The 23,180-nt window shown below is 39.7% G+C and carries 20 protein-coding genes and 3 pseudogenes; 13 read left to right on the plus strand and 10 right to left on the minus strand.

Annotation, left to right across the window (positions count from 1 at the left end):
- Positions 1-28: 28 nt before the first annotated feature.
- Positions 29-757, minus strand: coding sequence for an ABC transporter six-transmembrane domain-containing protein (locus NYR89_RS00085; RefSeq protein WP_279445830.1), 729 nt, complete (start codon positions 755-757; stop codon positions 29-31).
- A gap of 1 nt (position 758) precedes the next feature.
- On the minus strand, positions 759-1,181 hold the full coding sequence (locus NYR89_RS00090; RefSeq protein ID WP_279445831.1) for a MarR family winged helix-turn-helix transcriptional regulator: 423 nt from the start codon (positions 1,179-1,181) through the stop codon (positions 759-761).
- Positions 1,182-1,331: 150 nt separating this feature from the next.
- Between NYR89_RS00090 and NYR89_RS10910 the strand changes: the two genes are divergently transcribed.
- Both NYR89_RS10910 and NYR89_RS00095 read left to right on the plus strand, forming a co-directional pair.
- The gene (locus NYR89_RS10910; RefSeq protein ID WP_341536358.1) at positions 1,332-1,622 is read left to right on the plus strand and encodes a type 1 glutamine amidotransferase family protein; all 291 of its coding nucleotides are present in this window, start codon (positions 1,332-1,334) and stop codon (positions 1,620-1,622) included.
- Positions 1,586-2,272 carry a GlxA family transcriptional regulator gene (locus NYR89_RS00095; protein ID WP_341536359.1) on the plus strand — a complete coding sequence of 229 codons (687 nt, stop codon included), beginning with the start codon at positions 1,586-1,588 and terminating at the stop codon, positions 2,270-2,272. Before NYR89_RS10910 ends, NYR89_RS00095 begins: the two co-directional genes overlap by 37 nt.
- A gap of 25 nt (positions 2,273-2,297) precedes the next feature.
- Here NYR89_RS00095 and mfd read toward each other — a convergent pair.
- Positions 2,298-5,747 (minus strand): annotated as a pseudogene (mfd, locus tag NYR89_RS00100) (transcription-repair coupling factor).
- A 101-nt stretch (positions 5,748-5,848) separates the two neighbouring features.
- Here mfd and pepN point away from each other — a divergent pair.
- Positions 5,849-8,458 carry an aminopeptidase N gene (pepN, locus tag NYR89_RS00105; protein ID WP_279445832.1) on the plus strand — a complete coding sequence of 870 codons (2,610 nt, stop codon included), beginning with the start codon at positions 5,849-5,851 and terminating at the stop codon, positions 8,456-8,458.
- Between the two features lie 284 nt (positions 8,459-8,742).
- On the opposite strand, the gene plsY is transcribed toward pepN, so the two are convergent.
- Positions 8,743-9,333 (minus strand): glycerol-3-phosphate 1-O-acyltransferase PlsY, encoded by a 591-nt coding sequence (gene plsY / locus NYR89_RS00110; RefSeq protein ID WP_279445833.1) that lies wholly within the window; start codon positions 9,331-9,333, stop codon positions 8,743-8,745.
- A gap of 72 nt (positions 9,334-9,405) precedes the next feature.
- On the opposite strand from plsY, the gene folB reads away from it, so the two are divergent.
- Genes folB through cdd form a run of 3 tightly spaced genes read left to right on the plus strand, consistent with a single transcriptional unit; the run spans position 9,406 to position 11,569 of the window.
- Positions 9,406-9,759 carry a dihydroneopterin aldolase gene (gene folB, locus NYR89_RS00115; RefSeq protein WP_279445834.1) on the plus strand — a complete coding sequence of 118 codons (354 nt, stop codon included), beginning with the start codon at positions 9,406-9,408 and terminating at the stop codon, positions 9,757-9,759.
- The gene (locus NYR89_RS00120) at positions 9,759-10,676 is read left to right on the plus strand and encodes a DMT family transporter (protein WP_279445835.1); all 918 of its coding nucleotides are present in this window, start codon (positions 9,759-9,761) and stop codon (positions 10,674-10,676) included. Before folB ends, NYR89_RS00120 begins: the two co-directional genes overlap by 1 nt.
- Positions 10,676-11,569, plus strand: a complete 894-nt coding sequence (cdd, locus tag NYR89_RS00125; RefSeq protein WP_279445836.1) for a cytidine deaminase — start codon at positions 10,676-10,678, stop codon at positions 11,567-11,569. Before NYR89_RS00120 ends, cdd begins: the two co-directional genes overlap by 1 nt.
- Before the next feature lie 44 nt (positions 11,570-11,613).
- Here the strand turns inward: cdd and ftsX are convergent, their stop codons facing one another.
- The 3 genes and pseudogenes from ftsX to ftsY all read right to left on the minus strand — a co-directional run bounded on the left by ftsX (position 11,614) and on the right by ftsY (position 15,049).
- A complete protein-coding gene (gene ftsX, locus NYR89_RS00130) occupies positions 11,614-12,552 on the minus strand; it encodes a permease-like cell division protein FtsX (RefSeq protein WP_279445837.1) in 939 nt (312 codons plus the stop codon).
- 9 nt (positions 12,553-12,561) lie between these two features.
- Positions 12,562-13,215 carry a cell division ATP-binding protein FtsE gene (gene ftsE, locus NYR89_RS00135; protein WP_279445838.1) on the minus strand — a complete coding sequence of 218 codons (654 nt, stop codon included), beginning with the start codon at positions 13,213-13,215 and terminating at the stop codon, positions 12,562-12,564.
- 98 nt (positions 13,216-13,313) lie between these two features.
- A pseudogene (gene ftsY / locus NYR89_RS00140) lies at positions 13,314-15,049 on the minus strand (signal recognition particle-docking protein FtsY).
- A 77-nt stretch (positions 15,050-15,126) separates the two neighbouring features.
- Between ftsY and rsmD the strand changes: the two are divergent.
- From rsmD to tehB, 4 genes and pseudogenes are all read left to right on the plus strand, one after another.
- Positions 15,127-15,720, plus strand: coding sequence for a 16S rRNA (guanine(966)-N(2))-methyltransferase RsmD (rsmD, locus tag NYR89_RS00145; protein ID WP_279445839.1), 594 nt, complete (start codon positions 15,127-15,129; stop codon positions 15,718-15,720).
- 64 nt (positions 15,721-15,784) lie between these two features.
- A complete protein-coding gene (locus tag NYR89_RS00150; RefSeq protein ID WP_005598462.1) occupies positions 15,785-16,096 on the plus strand; it encodes an HI1450 family dsDNA-mimic protein in 312 nt (103 codons plus the stop codon).
- A gap of 15 nt (positions 16,097-16,111) precedes the next feature.
- Positions 16,112-16,622 (plus strand): annotated as a pseudogene (gene hpaC, locus NYR89_RS00155) (4-hydroxyphenylacetate 3-monooxygenase, reductase component).
- A gap of 125 nt (positions 16,623-16,747) precedes the next feature.
- The gene (gene tehB, locus NYR89_RS00160; RefSeq protein ID WP_279445840.1) at positions 16,748-17,620 is read left to right on the plus strand and encodes an SAM-dependent methyltransferase TehB; all 873 of its coding nucleotides are present in this window, start codon (positions 16,748-16,750) and stop codon (positions 17,618-17,620) included.
- A 78-nt stretch (positions 17,621-17,698) separates the two neighbouring features.
- On the opposite strand, the gene hslO is transcribed toward tehB, so the two are convergent.
- From hslO to NYR89_RS00175, 3 genes are all read right to left on the minus strand, one after another.
- Complete coding sequence (gene hslO / locus NYR89_RS00165) at positions 17,699-18,589, minus strand: Hsp33 family molecular chaperone HslO (protein ID WP_279445841.1); 891 nt, start codon at positions 18,587-18,589, stop codon at positions 17,699-17,701.
- 129 nt (positions 18,590-18,718) lie between these two features.
- Positions 18,719-19,126 carry a ribosome-associated heat shock protein Hsp15 gene (gene hslR, locus NYR89_RS00170; RefSeq protein WP_279445842.1) on the minus strand — a complete coding sequence of 136 codons (408 nt, stop codon included), beginning with the start codon at positions 19,124-19,126 and terminating at the stop codon, positions 18,719-18,721.
- Position 19,127: 1 nt separating this feature from the next.
- Positions 19,128-20,057, minus strand: a complete 930-nt coding sequence (locus NYR89_RS00175) for a hypothetical protein (protein ID WP_279445843.1) — start codon at positions 20,055-20,057, stop codon at positions 19,128-19,130.
- Positions 20,058-20,180: 123 nt separating this feature from the next.
- Here NYR89_RS00175 and nudE point away from each other — a divergent pair, with 123 nt between their 5' ends.
- The 3 genes from nudE to zwf all read left to right on the plus strand — a co-directional run bounded on the left by nudE (position 20,181) and on the right by zwf (position 23,116).
- Positions 20,181-20,735, plus strand: coding sequence for an ADP compounds hydrolase NudE (gene nudE, locus NYR89_RS00180; RefSeq protein WP_279445844.1), 555 nt, complete (start codon positions 20,181-20,183; stop codon positions 20,733-20,735).
- Between the two features lie 12 nt (positions 20,736-20,747).
- Positions 20,748-21,563 carry a 3'(2'),5'-bisphosphate nucleotidase CysQ gene (gene cysQ / locus NYR89_RS00185; protein ID WP_279445845.1) on the plus strand — a complete coding sequence of 272 codons (816 nt, stop codon included), beginning with the start codon at positions 20,748-20,750 and terminating at the stop codon, positions 21,561-21,563.
- Between the two features lie 65 nt (positions 21,564-21,628).
- On the plus strand, positions 21,629-23,116 hold the full coding sequence (gene zwf, locus NYR89_RS00190; RefSeq protein WP_279445846.1) for a glucose-6-phosphate dehydrogenase: 1,488 nt from the start codon (positions 21,629-21,631) through the stop codon (positions 23,114-23,116).
- Positions 23,117-23,180 lie beyond the last annotated feature (64 nt).

Here is a 23,180-nt window from a genome sequence, read left to right on the forward strand (position 1 = left end):
AGGTAATGACGGCATAGATATGCCCTGCTTACACGCCATTAGTGGTGGCAAGCTGAACAACGGTTACGCCAAACAAAATAGCGGACGCTATGCCAATCCATAAGTAGCCCATTGCCTCTCGGTTGGAAAGGTGGATTCGCAATTTCGCTAACAGATCGTAGTGTTTATCGAGCTGATAAGGCTCGCTTTTTTCGATCACTTGCACTTCTTTTTCCAAACGATTATTAAGTTTTAAATAGAGCAGATCGTTGGTTTTAGCGTATTTTGGCGGCAAGATTGTGAAAAATAGCAAAATGCCAAATGCCGTAACACCTGCCCAAAATTCGATGATCAGCAACATAACTGCCGTCCCGATAATCGAGAAACCAGACATTATCAATATAGGTAAATGTTGCTCAAAAAAGTCCACAAACTGACGAGATAATGCCACTCGTGCGGTAATCGCAGACGTATCCAAGCCTTTTTCACGCTGGTTTAGCACCACAGGCACGGCAAGCTCTGCATAAATGCGAGCGAAAGCACGGGTATCCACCGCACGGCGTGTCGCCCCTATGCCCCAAATGACAAGCACTACCAATGAATAAGTGAGCGACAGCCAAATATCGCCTTGCATTATGGCCTTCACAGCAAAACTACCAAACAGCGGATAAGTCAAAAACAGCGTGTTTTCAAGAGCAACCAAGAAAAACGTGCTGAGTAACCGTTGTTTATTATTTTTCGCAATGGATTTCAAATTTTCAATCGCATTCGCTTGCATTTTATTCCCCTAAATTTCGATTTAAAATGAGGCTAAACTCTCGCAACTCGTTGACTAATAAGGCTAATTTTTCTTCGCCAAAATCCACCGCACTTTGCAGTTCTAATGCCGTTTGTTTGGTAATGATAGGCTCAATTTTCGCCTTTCCCAGCTCCGTCAAGCGGTGCAATTTGCCCCGCTTATCGCTTGGGTTAGCTTCAGTCGTCAGCCAGCCACGTTCCACCAGTTGCTTGCAGACAAAAGAAATCGTCTGCTTCGGCAAGCACCACTCTTCACAAATGGCTTTTTGCGAACATTGTTGATTGTGATAAACCGAGTACAGCACAAAATATTCATTTTCGGGCAAACCGTTTTTCTTCGCCCACTGCACATAAATATCAAGGGTTTTTGCCATTGTTTCGGCAAGTAAATCAATGTTATTCATTATAATCCCTCTCCCTAAAACAAGTCCTAAATAAGACTATAATTTCACTATTTTAGTCTTATTTGGGACTTTATCAAGTATTGTTTTGTTGTAAATTTGACTTTTTATCATCTAAACGAAAAAATTGAGCCAAAGTTAAAGGAGAATGTTATGCTTAAAATTGCCCTGGTGTTGCAACAAAACCTGAATCTTTTTCAGTTTTCCGTGCCGTATGCGGTGTTTACCACTGCTTTGCCGTCCGATGATTTATTTTCGATTACGCTCGTGGCAGAAGAACCGAATGTACAAGGTCATTTACTGAATGTGCAAGCGGAGCGAGGTTTGGATTATTTGACGGAAGCGGATATTGTGATGATAGCGGGGTGGTCGGACTTAAATGAACCACCGAGCCAAGCGTTACAGGCGTGCCGCAAGAGGCCTATCAACGTGGAACATATTTAGTAGGATTATGTTACGGCACTTATGCGTTAGCTTACGCAGGCTTGCTAGATGGTAAACAAGCTACTACCCATTGGCACGGTGAAACGGATTTTCGCCAGCGTTTTCCACAAGTAGCATTAGATGCCAATGCACTTTATGTGGAAGATGACCGCTTGCTCACCTCCGCAGGCACAAGTGCAGGATTAGATTGTTGTCTTTATATCATTCGTAAATTCTATGGCGTGAAAATTGCCAATCACGTTGCACGTATCATGGTTGCCCCACCGCACCGAGAAGGTGGGCAAGCACAATTTATTGAACCGATGAAATTAGAAACTTCACAAAACGACAGATTGCACGAAATGTTGCAATATGTACGTCAAAATCTGCAAAAATCGCATAATATTGACGAGTTGGCTGAAATGGCGCACATTAGCAGACGCACTTTTACTCGCCATTTCCAGAAAATAACCGGCACAAGTTTCACTCAATGGCTTATCGCTGAGCGCTTACAAAAAAGCCTCGAATTACTAGAGAGTAGTGAGCTTTCTATCGAGGCTATCAGTGAAAAAATCGGCTTCCAAAGTGCAGTCAGTTTCCGTCAACACTTCAAACAACGCTTCCACGTTAGCCCAAATGAATGGCGGAAGACTTTTGGTGGCAATGAATGAACATAGGGGAGTAATCCCCTATGAGTTATACTAATTTCCCAATTAATTCTTCCACAAACGCCAAGCGTTCTGCATTATCGGTAAGCGGTAAATTAAAGCGGAATTTTTGCGCGCCTTCAAATTTATAGACATTCTTATCCGATTGGATCAGTTGTAAGAACTTCATCGGGTCAGGTTGTGCGTTTGGTTTAAATTCCAAATAGCCACCGTTAATCCCTGCATCAACTTTCTTCAAGCCGAGTGGTGTTGCCAAATGACGAAGCTGAGTAATTTGGAATAGATTTTTCGTTGCCTCCGGCAATAATCCGAAGCGATCGATAAGTTCGACTTTCAAATCTTTCAACGCTTCGACATTTTCCGCTGAAGCGATCCGTTTATAGAACGATAAACGCATATTCACATCCGGCACATAGTCATCCGGTAGCAATGCCGGTATGCGTAATTCGATTTCTACCTGATTTTGGGTGATTTCTTCTAAAGTCGGTTCACGTCCTTCTTGTAAGGCTTTTACCGCATTTTCAAGCAAATCCATATAGAGTGAGAAACCGATACTTTCAATCTGTCCGCTTTGTTCAGATCCGAGCAATTCGCCCGCACCACGGATTTCTAAATCGTGAGTCGCTAGCACAAATCCGGCACCGAGATTATCAATCGAACTAAGTGCTTCCAAACGTTGTTGAGCGTCTTTGGTTAATGTTTTTGGCGGTGGTGTCAGTAAATAGGCGTAAGCCTGATGATGAGAACGTCCGACACGTCCACGTAACTGGTGCAGTTGTGCCAAGCCGAATTTATCCGCACGATCAATAATAATCGTGTTAGCGGTCGGCACATCAATTCCCGTTTCAATAATGGTGGAACAGACCAATAGATTAAAACGCTGATGATAGAAATCACTCATCACACGTTCCAATTCACGTTCACGCATTTGCCCGTGTCCAATCACAATCCGGGCTTCCGGTACTAATTCCGCCAGCTTAGTCGCACAGTTTTCGATTGTCGCCACGTCATTGTGCAGGTAATACACTTGCCCACCACGCAGAATTTCACGCAGAATTGCTTCTTTCACGACCAAATCATCGTGCTGACGAACAAAAGTTTTAATCGTCAATCGGCGTGCCGGCGGACTAGCGATAATAGACAGATCTCGCATACCGTTTAATGCCATATTCAGCGTACGAGGAATCGGTGTTGCGGTGAGCGTAAGAATATCGACATTAGCTCGCAATTGTTTGATCTTCTCTTTCTGACGTACACCGAAGCGGTGTTCTTCGTCAATAATAAGTAAACCGAGATCACGGAATTGCACGTCTTCTTGTAGCAGTTTATGCGTGCCGACCAAAATATCCACTTTGCCTTCTGCCACTTTTTCTAAAATCGCTTTTTGCTCTTTAGCGGTTTTAAAACGAGAAAGTACCTCAACATTAATCGGATAGTTGGCAAAACGATCTTTGAAATTCTCGGAATGTTGTTGTGCTAAAAGTGTAGTTGGTACAAGTACTGCAACCTGTTTATGATTCTCCACCGCTAAGAAAGTGGCACGCATTGCCACTTCGGTTTTACCGAAACCGACATCGCCACAGACAAGGCGATCCATTGCTTTTGGCAAGCACATATCGCTAATGACCGCATTAATTGCGGTTTTCTGGTCTTCAGTTTCTTCAAACGGGAAAGTGTGGCTAAATTGCATAAAACTGTCTCGATCGTAGGCAAACGCAAAGCCTTTTTGCGATTCTCGTTTCGCATACACATCAAGTAATTCCGCGCAACATCGCGGATTTTCTCCGCCGCTTTTTGGCGTGTTTTCGCCCATGCTTCCGAACCAAGTTTATGTAGTGGCGCAGTTTCATCCGCCCCACCGATATAACGGGAAATCAGATGTAATGAAGCCACCGGTACATAGAGCTTCGCCTCGTTCGCATAGAGTAAGACAAGGTATTCCGCTTTAATGCCGCCGGCGTCCAATACGGTGAGTCCTGCATAACGTCCAACACCGTTTTCTAAATGTACCACCGCTTGCCCGATTTTGAGTTCCGCAAGGTTACGAATGAGCGTGTCCGGATTGACCGTTTTGCGATTTTTCTCCGTACGTTTTGTTTGAACTTTTTCGCCCAAGAAATCCGTTTCGCAAATAATTGCTAAATTTTGACCGCTTGCATTTTCAATAATAAAGCCTTGATCAAGCGGTGAAATCATCAATGAAATTTGCGAATCAATTTCCGCTAATGATTTAACCTGTTTCGGTTTGATTTTGAGCGGTGCAAGCAATTCGAGCAAGGTTTCTCGGCGACCTTCACTTTCTACAGAAAATAAAAGTCGCCCATCAAATTTGCTACGGAATTTATTGAACGCTTCAAACGGATCTTTTAACTGCGAGTTAATCGCCAATTCCGGTAGCTTATCAACATTGGCATTTTGTTTAGTTACTGATTTTCTCACTTTTTCCGCACTTAGTGTCAAACGTGGATAAGCTTTTAAGCCACGATTGACTTCATCAACCGAGAACCATAATTTGTCTGGCGGTAATAATGGACGCATCGGATCCACTCGGCGACTTTCATAGCGTTGAGCGGTATCTTTATGGAATTGTTCCGCCTTTTCGGCAATGCCGTCAAAGGTAATAAATAGGGTATTTTCCGCTAAATAATCAAATAGGCTCGCCATTTCTTCAAAGAATAGTGGTCGCCAATATTCAATCCCTGCGTTCAAAATCCCTTTACTGACTTGCTGATAAATATGCTCCGGCTCACGGCGAATCTCGCCAAATTGTTCACGGAATTTGCTTCTAAAATGCTCGATTCCGTTGCTATCGGTCGGGAACTCGTGTGCCGGCAGTAAATTAATTTCGTTGATTTCGGCTATTGTGCGTTGACTATCCACATCAAAGGTGCGGATCGAATCGATTTCATCATCAAAAAAATCCAAACGGAATGGGCTTTCCGCCCCCATAGGATAGAGGTCAAGCAATGCTCCACGCACCGCATATTCACCGTATTCTAATACTTGTTCCACAGCACGATAACCGGCATTTTCCAGTTGTAAACGTAATGATTGAATTGAAAAACGGTCGCCTTTTTTAATCAATAATACATTATTGGCGAGATAATTCGGCGGACAAACTTTCTGTAACAGCGTGTTAATCGGCAATAAGAAAATCTGTTTATTACCTTGTTGCAAATGAAACAAGGCGGAAAGACGGGCGGAAATAATATCTTGGTGCGGTGAAAAAATTATCGTAAGGCAAGGTTTCCCAATCCGGAAAGACTGAAACCGGTAATTTGCTGAATTGTGTTAAGGCCTTTTCAAGACGTAATGCTGTGCGAGTATCCGGCGTAACTACTACGCTCAAACCGTTAAATTGCCGCGTAGCTTGTGCAATAACAAGCGTGTCTGCGTGTCCGATTAGATTGCCAAGCGTTTGATGATCTTGGTATTTTCCTCCGATTTCCGGTAGGTTTAGATTAAAATGGAATGTCATAAGCGGTTAGATTTTTTGGAAAATTTGCGACTATTTTAGTACAATTACGTTCGCTTCTCTATGGTGAGTTTCTTCTTACCAAATCATTCAAGGAAAATAGTATGCAACCTAAAGCCAAATATAGAAAAGATTATCGTGCACCGGATTTTACTATCACTGATATTTATCTCGATTTTCAACTTGACCCTAACCGCACTTTCGTGACCTCAACCTTAACTGTCGAACGTAAAAATGAGGAAGCGACACATATTCGTTTAGACGGACATAGTTTTGATTTTCTCTCATTAAAATTAAACGGCGAAACCTTTGAGCGTTTTGAGAAAGATAGTGAATCATTAACCGTTGATGTTACCGGGGTTGCATCTCCATTTGAATTACAAATTGAAACCGGTTTAAACCCGGCACAAAACACTTCTCTGCAAGGTTTATACCAATCCGGTGACGGCATTTGTACTCAATGCGAAGCGGAAGGCTTCCGTCAAATTACCTATATGTTGGATCGTCCGGATGTGCTTGCCAAATATCGCACAAAAATTACCGCTTCTAAAGCCAAATATCCGTTCTTACTTTCTAATGGTAACCGCATGGCACAAGGCGATTTAGAAGATGGTCGTCATTGGGTTGAATGGGAAGATCCGTTCTTTAAACCAAGTTATTTATTTGCGTTGGTTGCTGGCGATTTTGATCTGTTACAAGATAAATTTATGACTAAAAGCGGTCGTGAAGTGGCATTAGAGATCTATGTTGATCGCGGCAATTTAGATCGTGCCGGCTGGGCGATGGAAAGTTTAAAACGAGCCATGAAATGGGATGAAGATCGTTTCGGTTTAGAATACGATTTGGATATCTATATGATTGTCGCGGTTGATTTCTTCAATATGGGCGCTATGGAAAACAAAGGCTTAAATGTTTTCAACTCTAAATTTGTGCTGGCAAAACCGGAAACAGCAACCGATACTGACTATTTAGATATTGAGAGCGTGATTGCACACGAATATTTCCATAACTGGACCGGTAACCGTATTACCTGCCGAGATTGGTTCCAGCTTAGTCTTAAAGAAGGTTTAACCGTATTCCGTGATCAAGAATTTACCTCAGATTTATGGTCACGTCCGGCAAAACGTATTGAAGATGTACGTTTATTGCGTGCAGTACAATTTGCTGAAGATGCCAGCCCAATGGCACACCCGATTCGCCCGGAAAAAGTGATTGAAATGAATAACTTCTATACTGTTACCGTCTATGAGAAAGGGGCGGAAGTGATTCGTATGATTCACACCTTATTGGGTGAAGAAAAATTCCAAAAAGGGATGCAATTATATGTTGCGGAAAATGACGGTTCTGCCGCAACTTGTGAAGATTTCGTATCTGCAATGGAACGTGCTTCGGGTATTGATTTAACCCAATTCCGCCGTTGGTATAGCCAATCCGGTACGCCTGAACTTAGCGTGAGTGATGAATATGATGAAATGCACCATATCTATCGTTTATACGTTTCGCAACATACGCCGGCAACCGCAGATCAACTGGAAAAAGTCAATTTACATATTCCGTTAAAAATTGAGTTATATAGTCAACAAGACGGTTCGCCGATTGCATTACAGTTTGAAGGTACAACACTAAATAATGTATTGGATATTTTGCAAGAGCATCAAACCTTTGAGTTTCATAATGTCATGCATAAGCCTGTTCCGGCATTATTATGTGATTTCTCGGCACCGGTACGCTTGGATTATGCGTATAGTAATGCACAATTAATCGCATTACTCAAATTTGCTCAGAATGATTTTGTTCGTTGGGATGCAAGACAAACCTTATTTAACAATGAGTTACGTCTGAATTTAACTCGTCATCAATCGGGTGAGGCATTTACGTTCTCTGCGGAATTAACCGAAGCATTGGTTTATTTATTGGATAATTACGAAACCGATCCGGAATTAACCGCATTAATGCTGACATTACCGAAAGAAACGGAATTTGCAGAAGTGTTTAAAGTGATTGATCCAGTCGGTATTGCCGTCACTCGTGAATTTATGTTACGCAGTATTGCTGAAACATTGCGAGATCGTCTATTACACGTATATAACCGTAATCGTTGTGATGCTTATCGTGTTGTGGCTGAGGATATGTCAAAACGAGCATTACGTAATCTATGTTTATCTTATTTAGCCTTTACAGATTTAGGTAACGGATTAACTTATAAGCATTATCAGCAAGCGGATAATATGACCGATACTTTAGCGGCACTTTCGGCGGCGACTAAAGCACAATTAGCCTGTCGAGATCAACTATTAGCGGATTTTGAACAGAAATGGCAAGATGACGGTTTAGTTATGGATAAGTGGTTTATGTTGCAAGCGACACGCCCGGATGAGAATGTCTTGGAGCTTGTTCAATCTTTATTAGAGCATCGCAGTTTTAACTTTAACAACCCGAATAGATTACGTTCATTGGTCGGTGCTTTTGCAAGTCAAAATCCTAAAGCATTTCATGCAATTGACGGTTCAGGCTACCGATTCTTAGTTGATGTTTTAATTAAACTGAATGATAGTAATCCACAAGTGGCATCACGTTTAATTGAACCGCTAATTAAACTTTCTCGTTATGATAATCAGCGTCAAACCTTAATGAAACGTGGCTTGGAACGTCTTGGTAGCTTAGACGGTTTAGCACGTGATTTATATGAGAAAATTGAAAAAGCGTTACAATAGAAGATAATCGGATAGATAAAATCGGCATTATGTAGCAGTTGCACAAAAGTGTATTTGTAGGGGCGAACCGTGTCCGCCCTTATTGGTAGTCATCATAAATTGTTTGGGCGAATGCAATTCACCCCTACATCATTGATACAAATTAGCCTATTTGTGCATTTGCTACATAATTTCGGATAAAAGCCTAATTCCAACGAATTAGGCTTTATTTTTTATAAGTGATACAAGCGGTTGAATTAGCTAAGTTTTTGTCAATTTTTCATCAAATTTAACCGCTTGTTTGCTCATTTTCTTACCCAAAGTGGCTGTTCTTGACCTCGCCATAAGCGTTGAATATTTTCGTGATGGCGATAGACCAATAAACAGCAGACTAATGCAACTGGAAAGGTAAACTCGGGGCGGAACCACCAAACGTAAAAAGGCAATAATAAGGCAGTTAAGACGGCACTTAATGATGAGTAACCAAATAACAGGAAGACAATCAGCCAGCTACATAATGCAACGGCTGAAACGGCTAAACTAATCGGTAATAACGCACCGAAGGCAGTTGCAACACCTTTGCCTCCACGAAATTGAAAAAATACTGGGAAGATATGCCCTAAACAAGTGGCTAAAGCAATAAAGCCGATGGCTGAAGGCGTTAAATCAAATAGAAATGCCAATATGACTGGCACTGCACCTTTTAAAATATCAAATAACAACACACCTAAAGCTAAAAATTTTCCACCGATACGTAATACGTTAGTTGCACCGGGATTATGTGAACCCTGTTCTCTCGGATCTGGCAAGCCGGCTAAACGGCATAAAATAATGGCACTTGAGATCGAGCCTAACAAGTAGGCAAATACAATTAACAAATAGGCGGTAATACTCATAAATTGTCCTTACATTAGCGTTCTATGCTATATTCTCGGCAATGTTATCACAAACTTCTTAAGGAAACTAAAATGGCGGATAAAGTTTTTATTCACGAATTGACGGCGTTTGCTTCTATCGGTGCTTATGATTGGGAGCATACCATTAAACAACGTTTGGTATTTAATATTGAAATGGAATGGGATTTTGCTAAAGCGATAGAAACAGATGATGTGCAATATTGTTTAAATTATGCGGAAGTTTCAGAAAAAATCTTAGCTTTTGTTGAATCCAAGCCATTTAAATTGGTTGAAACGGTCGCTCATCAAGTCGCAGACCTATTGCAAAATCAGTATGCGATTCAAACATTACGCATTGAATTACATAAACCGAAGGCAGTTGCGCAAGCGAGTAGTGTCGGTGTGATTGTAGAACGGAGAGCTTAATGAATATTCGCCTTGGTTATGTCAGTCTAATTTTAGCAACAGCATTTTGGGGCGGTAATTTTGTATTGGGGAAAGTATTAAGTAATGTGATTCCTCCGATAACACTAACTTATATTCGTTGGTTTCCGGCATTAATTATCTTAGCGGTTGCATTTTATCGACCAACAATCCAGTCGTTACCGACACTTAAATCAGCCAAAAAAGTAATGTGGTCATTAGGTATGTTAGGCGTAGTATTATTTCCAGCTACGCTTTATCAAGGATTAAAAACTACTTCAGCACTCAATGCGAGCCTTTATTTGGCTGTTGTACCGGTCTTGGTTTTATTTTTAAATTTATGGGTATTTAAAGAAAAAATTAAACCGATGATTTTGAGCGGAGCCTTATTAAGTCTTATCGGTGTCTTTTGGTTACTAAGTCAAGGTAATCTTGAAAAATTGATGAATTTACAAATAAACCACGGTGATTTATGGACGATAACCTCTGCAGTAAGCTGGGCAATATATTGCTGTATTATCCGCTTACGCCCGGCAAATATTGGTAATACCGCATTTTTAACTGCGTTAGTTGGCTTAGCGGTTATCACAATGACCCCTCTCTTTGTTTATGAATTTTGGCAATCTTCTGCAGAAATTTTGCAAAATTTAACCGCTTATCAATGGTTTGGCATTGCCTATTTGGTCATTGGACCTTCTATCTTATCTTATGCTTTTTGGAACTTTGGTATTGCGATTGTCGGTTCGGCAAAAGGTGCAGTGATGACGAATTTTACACCGCTGTTTGCCGCTTTATTTAGTATTTTGGTATTAAATGAATCAGTAAAAATATTTCATATCATTAGTGCGATCTTGATCACAACCGGCGTATTAATTTGCAGTTATAATAAGCCCCCGTCAAACAAAGGAGAAAAAGCATAATGCCAACTGTATTTGCACTTAAAGAACGTATTACCCAAGTTGTTCAAGAAAAAAATAATCCTGTCATTACGGATGTCGCTTCAAAATTAGCTGAACAGCAGTACAGAGCATGTTTTTCAGCAGAGCAGGTAAAATTATGGGCTCAGCAATTTAAACTCTCACCAATTGAGTTAGCCCTCGAATGTTTACCACTTGCCGCTTGTTATGCGCTTGTACCGATTTCTAAATTCTATGTCGGTGCAGTAGCAATCGGAGAATCCGGTCAATTTTATTTTGGGGCAAATCAAGAATTTACCGCACAAGCGATTCAACAAACAGTACACGCAGAGCAGAGTGCTATTTCACATGCGTGGCTTGCCGGAGAAACAGCGATTACGGATATGGTCGTAAATTACACACCTTGCGGACATTGTCGCCAGTTTATGAATGAGCTAAATAGTGCAAAAACATTAAAAATTCATTTACCGCATAGTCAAGATAATTTATTACAACAATATTTACCTGACTCTTTTGGTCCTAAAGATTTAAATATTGAAAAAGTGTTGTTTGATCCACAACAGTATGACTTGCCACAGCAAGGTGATGCCTTAACTCAAGCAAGAATCCAAGCAAGAAGACATTCTTATGCACCATATAGTGAATCGTTAAGTGGTATTGCTTTACAGGTCGGTGAGCAGATTATTTGCGGACGTTATGCTGAAAATGCGGCATTTAATCCGAGTTTCCTTCCTCTCCAAAGTGCATTGAATTATCTCCGTTTAAGCGGTAAATCAGGTACAGAAATTACACGAGTAGTCATGGCGGAGCGAAAAGGTACTACTAGCCATCGCCAAATTAGTGAGGCGTTAGTAGAAGGTTTCTTAGGACTTAAATTGGAATATGTAGAAGTTTAACCAATTGAAATGAAAAAGCACCGAAAGGTGCTTTTTTATATTGGCTAGTATTTAGATCCGATTCGGAAAATATGTCGATTAGTCGCAATTTTTGCCGACAGCCAGCCGATAAAGATACACGCTACGATCAAAAAGAACATTTCACTGAAATCTAAACCGTTTAATTCAAATTTGACCGTGAACATATCGGTGACATATTTTACCACCCCCGTAAAGTAGCTAATTAAAACCGCACTAAATAAAATCGCAAGTAAACTACCGAAAAAACCGTAAATCATACCGGTATATAGGAATGGGCGAGCAATAAAGTGATCAGTTGCACCTAATAATTGCTGTACTTCAATTGATGCTTTGCTATTTGCGACATCAGTACGTACTGCATTACCCACTACTAAAAATACTGCAATTAACATTAACACCGTACAAACCATTGCAATACGTGCGATTAACCAAGTTAAAGCGGTAAGTTTTTCGAGCCAACCATTATCTAAACGAACCTCTTGCACACCTTTAATTGCTTGCAAGCCGTTACGTAATTCCAGCATCGTATCATTACCGGTAAATTGTTTTTTAGGTTTTAGGGTAATTACTGCCGGTAAAGGGTTATCGTCAATAATATCTAATGCTTCACCGAAGCCTGACCAAGAACGAAATTCTTCCAAACTTTGTTGGCGAGAAATATAGTTTAGTGATTCAATTTTTTCTGCATCGAAATGACGAATACGTTCCACAACCGCATTGACATCGTGTTCAGCAAGGTTTTTATGCAAATAAATTGTCAGCTCCGGTTCCGGATAAAATTCAGTCGCCGCATGATGGGTATTTTTCCATAGCAAATAACTTACAGTTGGAATTGTCAGAGATACTGCAATGACCAGTACAGTCAGAAAAGTACCAAACTTACGTTTTTTTAGATCTTGCCAGACAGAACGTAAGGTATAACGAGTTTGAGCGCCAAGCGTTGTGCTAAATGAACGAGCCATATTGTTTCCTTAATTTCTGAGATGACCTTGCTCTAATACTAAGCATGGTTTCGGGCGTTTTGAAATAATATTCGTATCGTGAGTTGCAACCAATACTGTTGTGCCGGATTGATTAAATTCTTCAAATAAGCGGAAAATCTCAAACGATAATTTTTCGTCTAAGTTACCGGTCGGTTCATCGGCTAATAATAAAATCGGACGATGTACAATCGCACGAGCAATATCCACACGTTGCTGTTCGCCGCCTGAAAGGTGTGAGGGCAAATAATTGGCTTTATTGGCTAAACCGACTCGTTCTAATGCAATACGAGCTTCACGTTCAACAATTTGCTGATGCATACCTTGGATAATCAGCGGTAATGCAACATTATCCAAAATGGTACGATCGGTAAGTAAACGGTAATCTTGGTGAACCATACCGATTTGACGGCGTAAAAACGGCAATTCGTGTGCTTCAAGGCGAGTAATATCGTGTCCGTTAAACATCACTTGTCCACCGTTTGCACGTTCAATCCCCATAATCAGTTTAAGCAAGGTGCTTTTACCCGCACCAGAGTGGCCAGTTAAATATGCCATACCACCAGCCGGCAGATGAAAATTAATCCCTTGCAATGCCGGCTTACCGCCTTTGTAGGCTTTACTTACATTTGTGAATTTAATCATTGTGTTTACCTTTTTCTATCACGATACACTCAGAAATAGCGGTTTAATTTCATTTATTTTTTGCAAAAATTAGCTTTCCTGCCTGCTCGTAATAATTGTTATTCTTCGTGTTCAAATAATGCTTCGATAAATTCTTCTGCATTGAACGGACGTAGATCCTCAATCTTTTCTCCAACCCCGATAAAGCGAATTGGAATATTAAATTGGTCAGCAATTGCAAAGATTACACCGCCTTTTGCCGTGCCGTCTAATTTCGTTAGGGTAATACCGGTTAAGCCGACTGCTTCATTAAATAATTTCGCTTGGCTAATTGCGTTTTGCCCTGTACCTGCATCTAAAGTGAGCATAATTTCGTGCGGTGCGGTTTCATCGTATTTTTTCATCACTCGTACGATTTTCTTCAGCTCATCCATTAAGTTATTTTTATTCTGCAAACGACCGGCAGTATCTGCAATTAAAATATCAATTCCTTTTGATGCCGCCGATTGCATGGCATCAAAAATGACTGAAGCGGAATCCGAACCGGTAGATTGTGCGACCACAGGAATATTGTTCCGTTCGCCCCAAACTTGTAATTGTTCCACCGCAAAGACACGGAAAGTATCGCCGGCGCAAGCATTACGGATTTTCCTTCCGTTTGGAATTTACGTGCTAATTTACCAATAGTAGTGGTTTTACCCACACCATTTACCCCAACCATTAAAATGACATAAGGCTTTTTGCTCGAATCAATTTCAAGCGGTTGGCTCACCGGTTTTAACACCTCTCCCAGTTCGAGTTTTAACTGCTGATAAAGTAAATCGGCATCTTTAAGCTGTTTCTTAGAAGCGTGTTGAGTTAGGTTATTGATAATTTTGGTTGTTGTCGGCATACCCAAATCGGCAACCAATAACTGCTCTTCCAGTTCTTCGAATAACTCGTCATCGATTTTTTTACCGCTAAAGAAATTACGGAAACCGGAACCGATACTTTGTTTGGTTTTGACTAAACCTTTTAGTAAGCGACTGAAAAATCCACCTTCACTTGGTTTTTCTTGGTATTCGTCTGTTTTTTCTTCAGCGTGTTCGTGTTCTGTTTTTTCTGTTTCAAACTCAATGAGTTCTTCTAACTCTTCATAGTTTTCCTCTGCATCAGACTTGGTTTTCACTTCGCCAGCAAGCTCAGCATCAACCACTTTTTCAACACGTTGTTCGATTTGTTGATGGTGATTGATTTCGTGTTCAGTTGCAGATTTTTCACTAGATTCAACCGCTTGCGGAACATCTTGAGATTGTTCAAGGTTTTCTGTAATCGGTTGAGAGAGGTATGATTCTTCCGTTTGAGTAAGCGATTGCTCAATTTTGGCCGTATCAATAATAGATACTGACTCTTCTTTCTCTTGCTCGAAAGAGTGTTCAACTTCGTTAACCGCTTCTTGGAGAAACGTTTTGGCTTCTTCTACTTTATCTTCAACGAATTGTTCGATATTTTCTGATTTTTGTTCAAAAAATTCTTCAACTTGTTCTAGTTTTTGCTCAATAGCCTCTTCAATACGCTCAACAAAATCCTCAACTTGTTCTGTTTTTTGTTCAACTGTTTCGGTAAATTCCTTGATTTCCGGTTGTGAGGTAATTTGCTCAAACTTATCTTCAATTTTATCTTCGAGATCTTCTAATTTCTGTTCTAGCGTTTCTTGTAATTGCTCAGCTTGTTGTTCTGCTTGTTCTAATTTTTGCTCTACCGTTTCTTCTGCGGCTGATTCAGTATGCTGTTCCGCTTGAATGTCTTCTTGTTTCGGTTCATCTTTTTTACCGAAACCTAACCAAGACCAAAAACCTTTTTTCTTTTCTGCCATATTTTTCTCACTTTTCCTTTAAAATGGACTAAACTTACATAGTTTATCAAATAATCCTTATTTTTCCTTTAGTTAGTATGAAAAAAAATCGTAATTCCACTTTACAAAATAAGTCGACCGGCGAAGTGCGTGTCATTGCTGGGCTTTGGCGAGGACGAAAGTTACCGGTGTTAAATGCGGAAGGTTTACGCCCGACCACCGACCGAGTAAAAGAAACCCTGTTTAATTGGTTAATGAATGATGTGGCTGGCAGTCGTTGTTTAGATTGTTTTGCGGGCAGTGGCTCACTTGGTATCGAAGCGCTCTCTCGCCAAGCACAAGCGGTTGTTTTTCTTGAAAAATTTACAAATGCCGCAAATCTGCTGAAAAACAATTTAACTTCGCTTAAAACCACCAACGGTACAGTGATTAATGCCGATACACTGCAATATTTAGCTCAAAAAAATCCTGAACAGGGATTTGAAGTTATATTTGTTGATCCGCCTTTTCATCACGGTTTTGTGCCGAAAGTGTTAAAACTTTTAGCCGAAAATCAATGGCTTGCTGACAATGCGTTGATTTATGTGGAAACGGAAAAGAACCATCCATCGCTTGAATTACCAAACAATTGGCAAATTATTAAAGAAAAAACCGCCGGACAAGTAATAAGTCGCTTGATCCAATGTCTATAAATTTGACTTTTCTAACCTTTATTGGCAAATTAAGTCGCTATTTTTTACATAAAAGAAACAAATTATGAACAAATTAACCCCAGATGAAGCGATTGATCTCGCTTATGATATTTTCCTTGAAATGGCGGGTGAGAATTTAGATCCTGCAGATATTTTATTATTTAATTTACAATTTGAAGAACGTGGTGCCGTTGAGATGGTTGAAACTTCAGAAAATTGGGATCAAGAAATCGGCACGCTGATTGACCCTGACGCATTTGCCGAAGTTTGGGTCGGCTTAGTAAACGATAAAGATGAAATGGACGATGTATTCGCTCGCTTCTTGATTTCTCACGATGCGGATAACCGAGAATATCACGTGATCTGGAAGGAATAATTTAAAAGGAGCTGTATGTCTTGTATTCCAAAACCTCAAGAAGTGCCTGAATTTTCGCAACAATTCCGTAATGCGATGGCGCATTTATCCGCGCGGTCAGTATCGTAACGACCAATGGTACGGCAGGTAAAATCGGTATTACCGTATCATCGGTTTGTTCGGTCACCGATACGCGCCGACTTTGCTTTTCTGCATAAATCAAAGCAGTTCCGTACACGATATCATCAAGCAAAACGGTAAAGTCTGTATTAATGTATTAAGTCATGAACAAGAAGAAATGGCAAAGCATTTTGCTTGTATGCTGTGTAGTAGTATGGAAGAGCGTTTTGCTTGGGATAGTTGGGACGAAGGCTTTGACGGACAGCCGGTGTTACGCGGTTCGATTTCATCTTTACAAGGCGACATTGTTGATACCCATTCGGTTGGCACACATACCATTTTTATGGTGGAACTGAAACATATTGATGTCACCCCAAATACCGGTTTAGTCTATTTCGGTCGCCAATTTAAAGGCGTTGAAATTTAAAAAAACGATCTAATAAATCTTAGGTATTTTTGATATAACCGACTATTTTAGTCGGTTTTTTTATTGCCTAGAAAAATCATAGGAGTAAAATTTGGCATTATTTTATTCGTTAGAGAGGACTTATTATGCAAAATTTAATTTGCTATAAACAAATGCCGGTTTGGACCAAAGATAGCCTGCCACAAATGTTTCAAGAAAAGCACAATACAAAGGAAGGAACTTGGGCAAAACTGACCATTCTTAAAGGTGAATTAAAATTTTATGAATTGACCGAACAAGGCGAAGAAGTCAGCAGTGTGATTTTTACCCCTGAAAATCAGCCGCCGTTTGTTGAACCGCAATTTTGGCATAAAGTTGAAGCACTTTCCGATGATTTGGAATGTCAGCTCGCATTTTATTGTGAAGCAAAAGATTACTATGCGAAAAAATATAACCTGACCACCACACACTCCGAAGTGTTAAATGCGGTGAATTATGTGAAAGCTGGTAAAGCATTGGATTTAGGTTGCGGACGTGGACGCAATTCACTCTATTTAAATTTATTAGGTTTTGATGTAACGGCGGTGGATCATAATGCTGAGAGTATCGAATTCTTAAATTATATGATTGAGAAAGAGAATCTGAGCAATGTCGAAACCGGTATTTACGATATTAATCAAGCCACTATCGGCAACCAAAACGGCGAATATGATCTGATTGTTTCGACAGTTGTGATGATGTTTTTAAACCGTGAGCGTATTCCGGCAATTATTGAAAATATGCAGAAAAACACTAAAGTCGGTGGCTATAACTTAATTGTGTGTGCGATGAGTACCGAAGAATATCCGTGTCCAATGCCATTCTCATTTACTTTTGGCGAGGGAGAATTAGCGAACTATTATCAAGGCTGGGAATTAGTGAAGTACAACGAAGATTTGGGGGAATTGCATAAAACTGATGCAAACGGCAACCGTATTAAAATGCGTTTTGCTACCATGTTGGCGAAGAAAATAGCATAACTTGAGTGATAAAAAAGCGGTCTAATTTTTCGAGATATTTGCAAAAAATATAGGAAATCAGACCGCTTACTTTTTATCTTATAAACCTAATTGACTCAGTTTATCTGCTTCTTGTTTAAATTCCATAATCGCTGTTTTATCAAAGAAATATTGCGTACCGCAACATTCGCATTGCATATCAATTACGCCATTTTTTTCAGCAAGCATTTCCTCAATTTCTTCCATTGGTAACAATAAAATCGCATTGCCCGAACGCTCACGAGAACAGCCACAATGGAATTTAGTGTCTTGCGGTGGATAAACTTCGACTTGCTCTTCGTGATATAAACGGAATAAAAGCTCTTTGGCTTCTAAGCCAAATAATTCTTCGTCTTTAACCGTTTCGGCAAGTGTCATTAAATGCTCGAAGTCTTCCGGTGTGCCGGTTCCGTCCGGCATAATTTGCAATAATAAACCGCCGGCTACCGCTTTGCCTTCATATTCGCCGGTACGAATGATCAAGTGAGTTTGAAGTTGTTCCGAACGAATAAAATAATCTTCTAAACATTCACGAATAGTCGGTTTGTCTAATGCGATCACGCCTTGATAACGCTCACCGTCATTCGGCATAATTGAAATAACCAATACGCCATTGCCAATCATTTCACTTAAAGTTGCATCGTCGGCAATTTCTGCTTTCGTACGTGCTAATGCACGTAATTGTTGTTGTTCGTTACCGTTTACCACCGCTAATTTGAGTGGACCGTCACCTTGAATTTGGACGGTAATCGTCCCTTCAAATTTCATAATCGCAGTAAGTAGGCTGGTTGCGACCAACATTTCACCTAATAAATTTTGTACTGCTTTTGGATATTGGTGAGTATTCAGCGTTTCGGTAAAGGTATCGTTTAAACGCACCCATTCACCACGCACGGCACGGTTTTGGAATAAATAGCGATAAAGTTTGTCGTTGTCTTTTGTATAACTCATGGTTTTTCCTAGTAAAAGCGGTAGGATTTGCAAAAAAATTTGCCAATTTGACCGCTTGTTAAAATAAAAGAAGGCACACGTAAAACGTGCGCCATAAACTTGTCGTTAATATGGGGATCAATTTATAAATTACAATATTTGATCTTTAAATTTTACCAAATCACGGCGTTCTTTTTTATTCGGCCGGCGATCAGGATGTGGCATCGAAAGTGCATTCGCTTTGCGAGCAAAGGCAATCGCTTCACGTTGTTTAATACTTTTTTCAGTTTCTTGGTACAGTAATTGTGCTTCCGGTGCGCCTCGGCGTTGGTCGCTGAGTGCGGTAATGATCACTTCTTTTTCATCATTACCTTGGCGGAGTTTAACCGTTGCCCCAACTTCTACCGTTTTACTGGTTTTGGCTCGCTGTCCGTTATAATGTACCTTACCGCCTTCGATCATTGCTTTGGCAATCGAACGAGTTTTATAAAAACGGGTCGCCCATAACCATTTATCAAGGCGAACTTCGTTATCTTCTTTTGATTGTTGTCGCTTCATTTTATTTCTCTTTAGTTAATTCTTGATAGGCAATTTTAGCAATAGTGCCGGAAAGAGGGACAAAATAATTTGCCACTTCAACAGCTAATTCTGAACCTAATTCCGCAACGCTGTCTTTGTTTAAGTTAAGATTAGGGAACATCGGATTACGGATAATTTCACCGGTCACGGCATTAAATTTAATGATTTTGTTATATATGCCTTTTGACGGTTGTGTATAACTGAACAAATGGATCGGAATCAGATACAGATTAATTTCTTCAAATTTTAAATGATCTTTGAGAATACGATCCGCCTTGATATCTTGTGCTAATAAATGAGCTTGTGCATCATTTATCAATTTATCCGGAGAAATCTTAAAACGAGTCACTTTTTCTGTTTTTACATTATCAATGTTAACTTTATTAAAACGATAACGTTGTTTGCCAAGATAAATATCACTGAAATTATCATCAATTTTTGCGGTATCATTACTTAAAAAGTGGCGATATTTTTTGACCGTCTGGCAATGTTCGGTCACTTTTAACTCAATACGCTTTTCTTCAACATTAATAAGTGATTTTGGACTCAGATTATTAATTTGGATTGTCATCGCATCTCTATTTTTAGATTCTAAGTCGTAGATTTCGTCACATTCATAATTTAAATGACGTTCAAGATTGATATACCAATAAGAATCGAAAAGTGAATCAAGATAATGTAGTTCAATATCATCTTTTTGACCGCTACGTAAACTATTGAATTTCCCTTTTACAAAGCCTTTCATACTTTCGAGAGATTTCATATTACCAATAAGAGATTCCAATTCTTTGGTAATGGAAATATCGGCTAAATTTTTATCATAATTGGCTTTAAATTTATAAATAATCAGCTTGGGAAGCTCGGAAAAAGTGGTAGGGGAAATATTGACGGATGTGGGTTGTAACTGCATATCGGATCCTTTTTAACGCACATTAAAATCCAGAAAGTGGTATGATAACAAGCTCATAAAAAAGAACAAATAATTTTCAGTAAATGTGGTATCTTAGACATTTATTTGAGGTGGGAGTCAAATATGCAAACTCAACAGCTTCCGGATATTTTAAAGGTTGAAACAATCGCGAAAACTCGAATTTTTGAGGTGCAAGCGGTCGATTTACGTTTTTCAAACGGCGAAGAACGTACCTTTGAACGTTTAACACCGCAACGTCGTTCGTCTGTAATGGTGATTCCGATTCAAAATCAAGAGCTTATTTTGATTAAAGAATATGCGGTGGCTTCCGAGCGTTATGAATTAGGCTTCCCAAAAGGTATCGTTGATGTGGGTGAAGAACCGATAGAGAGTGCTAACCGTGAATTACAAGAAGAAATTGGTTTCGGTGCAAAACAGATTGAATTTTTACGCTCGCTTTATACCGGTCCGAGTCATATGTTCGGTTTAATGCATTTATTTGTGGCTCAAGATCTTTATCCGTCTAAATTAGAAGGTGATGAACCGGAGCCATTGGAAATCGTGCGTATACCATTAGCTGAAATAGATAAATTACTCGCTGATCCGAACTTTGCAGAATCAAGAAATTTAGCCGCCCTGTTTATGCTAAGAGAGTATCTGACAAGCGGTCAAAAATAGGGAAATTTTAGTATGCAACCATTAAATTCAACACTTTTACAGGCGGTTAAACATATAGCGATAGAAGCCGGAGAATATCTTAAAGGTTTTTATCAACGTTCGGTGGAAATCAAAATTAAAGCGGATCAGACACCGGTAACGGAAGCGGATCTCTTTATCAGTCAATTTCTCTCGGAAAAATTACGTGAACTTACGCCAAATATACCGATTTTATCGGAAGAAAATTGTAATATTCCATTGGAAGAGCGTCAGTCCTGGCAAGAATATTGGATTATTGATCCACTAGACGGTACGCAACAATTTATTGATCGTACTGATCAATTCTCTGTTGTGATCGGCTTAGTACAGCAAAATTGTCCGGTATTAGGTGTGATTCATTCACCGATTTTAGATAAAACTTATTTTGCAATGCGTGCAAGCGGGGTATTTTTGCAAGAAAATGGAGAAATTCGACCGCTATCCGGTCATCAAGGATTACTCAAAACAGACTGTCTACAAATCACGATGGGTGTTTCTGCACAGAATGAGGTGTTAAATTCGGTTAATCAATCTTATCAAACTGAAATTTTCCAATACGGATCGAGCAGTTTAAAAGTCGGTTTATTGGCGGAAGGAAAAGCGGATTGTTATGTTAGATTCGGCGATACCGGCGAATGGGATACTGCTGTAGCGGAAGTTATTTTGGCGGAAATCGGCGGTAAAATTTTTGATTTGAATTTTGAACCGCTTACTTATAATCAGCGTACGACGTTTGTTAATCCGCATTTTGTGATGGTGGCGGATAAGAGCTTGAATTGGGAAACAATTTTCCAATTTAATTCACCATAGGTATACGGAATCTTTGCTATTTATTACATATAAAATCATTCATAAACTCGGGATAAGAAGAAAAAATGAATATCGAAAATAGTTGTATTGTTATTTTTGGTGCATCAGGCGATTTAACTTTTCGTAAGTTAATTCCGGCACTCTATAACTTATTTAAAATTGGACGATTAGGGGAACATTTTTCAGTATTGGGCGTGGCACGTTCAGAACTGACGGATGATTCTTTCCGAATCAAAATGCGTGACGCTTTAATTAAATTTGAGAAAGCGGAAGGACAATCCTTAGAAGATTTCTGTACGCATTTATATTATCAAGCGGTTAACACTTCTGATGCGTTAGATTATGCGAAATTACTACCTCGTTTAGATGAATTACACGATAAATACGGTAGTTGCGGCAATACGCTTTATTATCTTTCTACTCCACCAAGTTTATACGGTGTAATTCCGGAATGCCTAGCCGCCCACGGTTTAACTACCGAAGAATATGGCTGGAAGCGTATCATTGTGGAAAAACCGTTCGGTTATGATATTAAAACCGCTAAAGAATTAGATGAAAAAATTCATCATTACTTTGAAGAGCATCAAATCTACCGTATCGACCACTATTTAGGTAAAGAAACGGTTCAAAATTTATTGGTATTACGTTTTTCAAACGGTTTATTCGAGCCTTTATGGAACCGTAACTTTATTGATTACGTGGAAATTACAGGTGCGGAAGCGATCGGTGTTGAAGATCGTGGTGGTTATTATGACGGTTCGGGCGCAATGCGTGATATGTTCCAAAATCACTTATTACAAGTGTTAGCGATGGTCGCAATGGAACCACCGGCAATTATTAATGCGGATTCAATGCGTGATGAAGTGGCGAAAGTGTTACATTGTTTACATCCGTTAACTGCTGAAGATGTGAAAAATAATGTGGTGCTAGGTCAGTATGTAAAAGGTGAAGTGGATGATCAAATCGCGGTAGGTTACTTAGAAGAGAAAGGTGTCCCAGCGGATTCAAATACGGAAACCTATATTGCGATTAAATGTGAAATTGATAACTGGCGTTGGGCAGGCGTACCGTTTTATGTACGTAGCGGTAAACGTCTACCAACTCGAGTTACCGAAGTTGTGATTCATTTTAAAACTACGCCACATCCGGTATTCAGCCAAAATGCACCGGAGAATAAATTAATTATTCGTGTGCAACCGGATGAAGGTATTTCGATGCGTTTCGGTTTGAAAAAACCGGGTGCCGGTTTTGAGGCAAAAGAAGTTTCAATGGATTTCCGTTATTCGGATTTAAGTTCAGCATCAAGCCTATTAACCGCTTATGAACGTTTATTATTAGATGCGTTAAAAGGCGATGCAACTTTATTCGCTCGTACTGATGCAGTACACGCTTGTTGGAAATTTGTGCGACCGATTTTAGACTATAAAGCAGAAAGAGGCAGAGTATATGAATACGAAGCCGGCACTTGGGGACCAACTGAAGCAGATAAACTTATCGCAAAACATGGTAAAGTATGGCGTAAACCGTCAGGTATGATGAAGAAAAAAGTATAAATTTAGCCAACAAATCTCCCCCTTCCCCTCTTTACTAAAGAGGGGAGTAGATCGAGCATAATTA

It is taken from the genome of Actinobacillus arthritidis, assembly GCF_029774155.1.
Lineage (GTDB): Bacteria > Pseudomonadota > Gammaproteobacteria > Enterobacterales > Pasteurellaceae > Actinobacillus > Actinobacillus arthritidis.